The organism is Dokdonia pacifica, from assembly GCF_900188275.1.
Lineage (GTDB): Bacteria > Bacteroidota > Bacteroidia > Flavobacteriales > Flavobacteriaceae > Dokdonia > Dokdonia pacifica.
Window position 1 is genome coordinate 1 of the sequence record NZ_FZNY01000018.1, and the last position, 5,788, is coordinate 5,788.

The 5,788-nt window shown below is 45.4% G+C and carries 2 tRNA genes and 3 rRNA genes; all 5 read right to left on the bottom strand.

Annotated elements, in window-relative coordinates:
- Positions 1 to 3: 3 nt before the first annotated feature.
- Positions 4 to 111 (bottom strand): 5S ribosomal RNA (rrf, locus tag CHB80_RS24255).
- 174 nt (positions 112 to 285) lie between these two features.
- A 23S ribosomal RNA gene (locus CHB80_RS24260) occupies positions 286 to 3,091 on the bottom strand.
- Positions 3,092 to 3,334: 243 nt separating this feature from the next.
- A tRNA-Ala gene (locus CHB80_RS24265) sits at positions 3,335 to 3,408 on the bottom strand.
- 153 nt (positions 3,409 to 3,561) lie between these two features.
- Positions 3,562 to 3,635 (bottom strand) — tRNA-Ile (locus CHB80_RS24270).
- 226 nt (positions 3,636 to 3,861) lie between these two features.
- Positions 3,862 to 5,383 (bottom strand): 16S ribosomal RNA (locus tag CHB80_RS24275).
- Together the 16S, 23S and 5S rRNA genes with 2 tRNA genes alongside form the textbook arrangement of a ribosomal RNA operon.
- Between the last annotated feature and the right edge of the window lie 405 nt (positions 5,384 to 5,788).

Below are 5,788 nucleotides of genomic sequence, written 5' to 3' on the forward strand. Positions count from 1 at the left end.
TTAAAAAGGCGGCGACCTACTCTCCCACGATTGTAGTACCATCGGCGCTGGCGGGCTTAACTTCTCTGTTCGGAATGGGAAGAGGTGAGCCCCGTCGCTATAACCACCTTAGTTATATAACAGGATATTCTTTAATAAAGAACCCTTGTCACCCCGCATTTGTTTGCGAGGAAATATCGTAACATACTAGAAAATAAAAAAGAGATAGATAGATTTATATAAATGCATACTCAATACATACACTATTAAAGAGTGTTCCTCCTCCGTCTTGCGACGGAGGAAGCGTACATAAGCTTACGGGTTATTAGTACTACTCGGCTATGACATTACTGCCTTTACACCTATAGCCTATCAACGTGGTAGTCTCCCACGACCCTTTAAAGAAATCTCATCTTGTGGTGGGTTTCGCGCTTATATGCTTTCAGCGCTTATCCCTTCCCGACATAGCTACCCTGCAATGCTTCTGGCGAAACAACAGGTACACCAGCGGTCAGTCCAACTCGGTCCTCTCGTACTAGAGTCAGATCCACTCAAATTTCTTACGCCCACTGTAGATAGAGACCGAACTGTCTCACGACGTTCTGAACCCAGCTCGCGTGCCACTTTAATGGGCGAACAGCCCAACCCTTGGGACCTTCTCCAGCCCCAGGATGTGACGAGCCGACATCGAGGTGCCAAACCCCCCCGTCGATGTGAGCTCTTGGGGGAGATCAGCCTGTTATCCCCGGAGTACCTTTTATCCTTTGAGCGATGGCCCTTCCATGCGGAACCACCGGATCACTATGCTCTACTTTCGTACCTGATCGACTTGTAGGTCTCTCAGTCAAGCTCCCTTATGCCATTACACTCTACACACGATTGCCAACCGTGTTGAGGGAACCTTTAGAAGCCTCCGTTACTCTTTTGGAGGCGACCACCCCAGTCAAACTACCCACCACGCACTGTTCGTCGTTAGACGTTAGACTTCAAATAAGTAAAGGGTGGTATTTCAACAATGACTCACACATGCCTGGCGACACATGATCGAAGTCTCCCACCTATCCTACACATTACTTATCCAAAGCCAATACGAAGCTATAGTAAAGGTTCACGGGGTCTTTTCGTCCCACAGCGGGTAACCGGCATCTTCACCGATACTACAATTTCACCGAGCTCATGGCCGAGACAGTGTCCAGATCGTTGCACCATTCGTGCAGGTCGGAACTTACCCGACAAGGAATTTCGCTACCTTAGGACCGTTATAGTTACGGCCGCCGTTTACCGGGGCTTCAATTCAAATCTTCGCCGAAGCTAAACTCTCCTCTTAACCTTCCGGCACCGGGCAGGTGTCAGGCCCTATACATCATCTTTCGATTTAGCAGAGCCCTGTGTTTTTGATAAACAGTCGCCTGGACCTCTTCACTGCGGCCCTCCATTGGAGGGCGACCCTTCTCCCGAAGTTACGGGTCGATTTTGCCTAGTTCCTTAGCCATGAATCTCTCGAGCACCTTAGAATTCTCATCCCAACCACCTGTGTCGGTTTACGGTACAGGCTGCTTCACTCGCTTTTCTTGGAACCTCCTTCGCTACATTATCACCGCGGCCGTAGCCTTAGTGTACTATCGCATTACTGCTTCAACGTACTATTCCGTCAGTACGCAGCAACTCCAGAGATCCGTCACTTTTAGTGTGAGCAGGTACGGGAATATTAACCCGTTGTCCATCCACTACCCCGTTCGGGTTCGCGTTAGGTCCTGACTAACCCTCAGCTGATTAGCATAGCTGAGGAAACCTTGGTCTTTCGGTGTGCGGGTTTCTCGCCCGCATTATCGTTACTTATGCCTACATTTTCTTTTCTATACGTTCCACCAAGCCTCACAGCTCAACTTCAATACATATAGAATGCTCCCCTACCCATCTTTCGATGCCATAGCTTCGGTAGTATGTTTATGCCCGATTATTATCCATGCCGAACCGCTCGACTAGTGAGCTGTTACGCACTCTTTAAATGAATGGCTGCTTCCAAGCCAACATCCTAGCTGTCTAAGCAGTTCAACCGCGTTTTTACAACTTAACATACATTTGGGGACCTTAGCTGATGGTCTGGGTTGTTTCCCTCTCGGACATGGACCTTAGCACCCATGCCCTCACTGCTGATCAACATTTTATAGCATTCGGAGTTTGTCAGGAATTGGTAGGCGGTGAAGCCCCCGCATCCAATCAGTAGCTCTACCTCTATAAAACTATAAATCAACGCTGCACCTAAATGCATTTCGGGGAGTACGAGCTATTTCCGAGTTTGATTGGCCTTTCACCCCTACCCTCAGGTCATCCCAAGACTTTTCAACGTCAACGGGTTCGGTCCTCCACTTTGGGTTAACAAAGCTTCAACCTGCCCAAGGGTAGATCACACGGTTTCGCGTCTACTCAAACTAACTATATCGCCCTATTCAGACTCGCTTTCGCTACGGATCCGGCCCTGAAGGCCTTAACCTTGCTAGTTAAAGTAACTCGTAGGCTCATTATGCAAAAGGCACGCCGTCACTTATCGCTCCGACCGCTTGTAAGCGTATGGTTTCAGGTTCTATTTCACTCCCTTATTCAGGGTTCTTTTCACCTTTCCCTCACGGTACTGGTTCACTATCGGTCTCTCAGGAGTATTTAGCCTTAACGGATGGTCCCGCCAAATTCATACAGGGTTTCACGTGCCCCGCACTACTCAGGATACTACTATCTGTAACTGTCTTTACCTATACCGGGCTATCACCGTCTATGGCCGCTCTTTCCAAAGCGTTCTAGTTCATAAAGCACAGAATATCGTAGTCCTACAACCCCAATATTGCCGTAACAATATTGGTTTGGGCTAATCCAAGTTCGCTCGCCGCTACTATCGGAATCACTTTTGTTTTCTTCTCCTCCGGGTACTTAGATGTTTCAGTTCTCCGGGTTCGCCTCCTTGCGGATAACATATCTTCAATATGCCAGGTTGCCCCATTCGGATATTTGCGGATCAATTCTTGTGTGCAGATCCCCGCAACTTTTCGCAGCTTATCACGTCCTTCATCGCCTCTGAGAGCCTAGGCATTCCCCATACGCCCTTAATTAGCTTATTGTACTTTTTGCTCTTTAAGGGTTTAAGTATAATGCTTAAACCTTTATATTATAATGAGTTATTCATATTATATTCAATATTTGCGTATATGACTGCTAAGCCATACACGACTTCTCTCGTATTCTTTTTTATTTCCCAATATGTCAATGAACTTCGTGAAAAAAACAGATAATGAATATTATACTGTATCTATCACGGCAATAAGCAAAGAGATAAAATAAATTATCTCTAGGCATCGCCTAGTGGAGAATATCGGAGTCGAACCGATGACCTCCTGCGTGCAAGGCAGGCGCTCTAGCCAGCTGAGCTAATCCCCCATTTTAAAATAGAAATTTCAAAATCTTAAAATCCCAAATTCCAAAATAAAGATTGGTATCCCAACTTCTAAAATTTCCTTCAATAAATAATAAAATGCTAAATAGCACTTTATGAACATCGCGATTTATATGCTTTCGCGAAAGCGTAAAAAGTAGTCTCAGGCAGACTCGAACTGCCGACCTCTACATTATCAGTGTAGCGCTCTAACCAGCTGAGCTATGAGACTGTAATATAAGAGCATAGATGATAGAGTATAGAGAATAGACTCTTACCTTAATCTATAAAGCAAAAACGTCTATATTCTATGTTCTCTACTCTATATTCTCATTTTATTAAATCGACAGCTATTGAAAACTAAAAGAAAATATCAATAACAATATTCTCATCTATAACAAGTAAGTTGGTTGTATGATATCTTATAACTAGTACAAAACATCAGGGACAAGCTCTAGAAAGGAGGTGTTCCAGCCGCACCTTCCGGTACGGCTACCTTGTTACGACTTAGCCCCAGTTACCAGTTTTACCCTAGGCCGCTCCTTACGGTGACGGACTTCAGGTACCCCCAGCTTCCATGGCTTGACGGGCGGTGTGTACAAGGCCCGGGAACGTATTCACCGGATCATGGCTGATATCCGATTACTAGCGATTCCAGCTTCACGGAGTCGAGTTGCAGACTCCGATCCGAACTGAGATAGGTTTTATAGATTCGCTCCGCCTCGCGACGTGGCTGCTCTCTGTACCTACCATTGTAGCACGTGTGTGGCCCAGGACGTAAGGGCCGTGATGATTTGACGTCATCCCCACCTTCCTCACGGTTTGCACCGGCAGTCTTGTTAGAGTTCCCGACATTACTCGATGGCAACTAACAACAGGGGTTGCGCTCGTTATAGGACTTAACCTGACACCTCACGGCACGAGCTGACGACAACCATGCAGCACCTTGTAATATGTCCGAAGAAAAACCGATCTCTCAGTCTGTCATACTACATTTAAGCCCTGGTAAGGTTCCTCGCGTATCATCGAATTAAACCACATGCTCCACCGCTTGTGCGGGCCCCCGTCAATTCCTTTGAGTTTCATTCTTGCGAACGTACTCCCCAGGTGGGATACTTATCACTTTCGCTTAGTCACTCAGTCCGAAAACCAAACAACTAGTATCCATCGTTTACGGCGTAGACTACCGGGGTATCTAATCCCGTTCGCTACCTACGCTTTCGTCCATCAGCGTCAATATATTGTTAGTGATCTGCCTTCGCAATCGGTATTCTATGTAATATCTAAGCATTTCACCGCTACACTACATATTCTAACCACTTCACAATAATTCAAGACATACAGTATCAATGGCAGTGCTATGGTTGAGCCACAGCATTTCACCACTGACTTATATGCCCGCCTACGGACCCTTTAAACCCAATGATTCCGGATAACGCTTGCACCCTCCGTATTACCGCGGCTGCTGGCACGGAGTTAGCCGGTGCTTATTCGTATGGTACCGTCATCGTAGTACACGTACTACTTATTCTTCCCATATAAAAGCAGTTTACAACCCATAGGGCAGTCTTCCTGCACGCGGCATGGCTGGATCAGAGTTGCCTCCATTGTCCAATATTCCTCACTGCTGCCTCCCGTAGGAGTCTGGTCCGTGTCTCAGTACCAGTGTGGGGGATCTCCCTCTCAGGACCCCTATCTATCGTTGCCATGGGGAGCCGTTACCTCTCCATCTAGCTAATAGAACGCATACTCATCTTATACCACCGGAGTTTTAATCACTAAACGATGCCATTCAGTAATACCATGGGGTATTAATCTTCGTTTCCAAAGGCTATCCCCCAGTATAAGGTAGATTGTATACGCGTTACGCACCCGTGCGCCGGTCGTCATCTGATGCAAGCACCAATGTTACCCCTCGACTTGCATGTGTTAAGCCTGCCGCTAGCGTTCATCCTGAGCCAGGATCAAACTCTTCATCGTGTGTCTTTAATATATTTCAACTCACAATAAATAAGAAATTAATCGTCTCAAAATTCTTCTAGTCTTCAATTCTTTTATAGTTCCTATAAACTCATAGAAACTTGCATAATTTATTAAAATTATACGCGCTGTCAATTCAATATGTCAATGAACTTAGAATCTTATCTCTTAAAACAAAATCCTAATCAATTAATTACTCCAAAAAAGCAACCAATCTATTGTTAAGTGTAAAGGAATCGAACCCCTATTTAATCAAGTATCAACTCTCGTTAATACCGCATTACCAAATCACTATTTTTATCCTATGAACTTCGCTCTACAATATCCCTCGCAAAGCGGGTGCAAATGTACAACTATTATTTTATTCCAAACAAACAAAAAATGAAAAAAATTTAATCTTTTTTT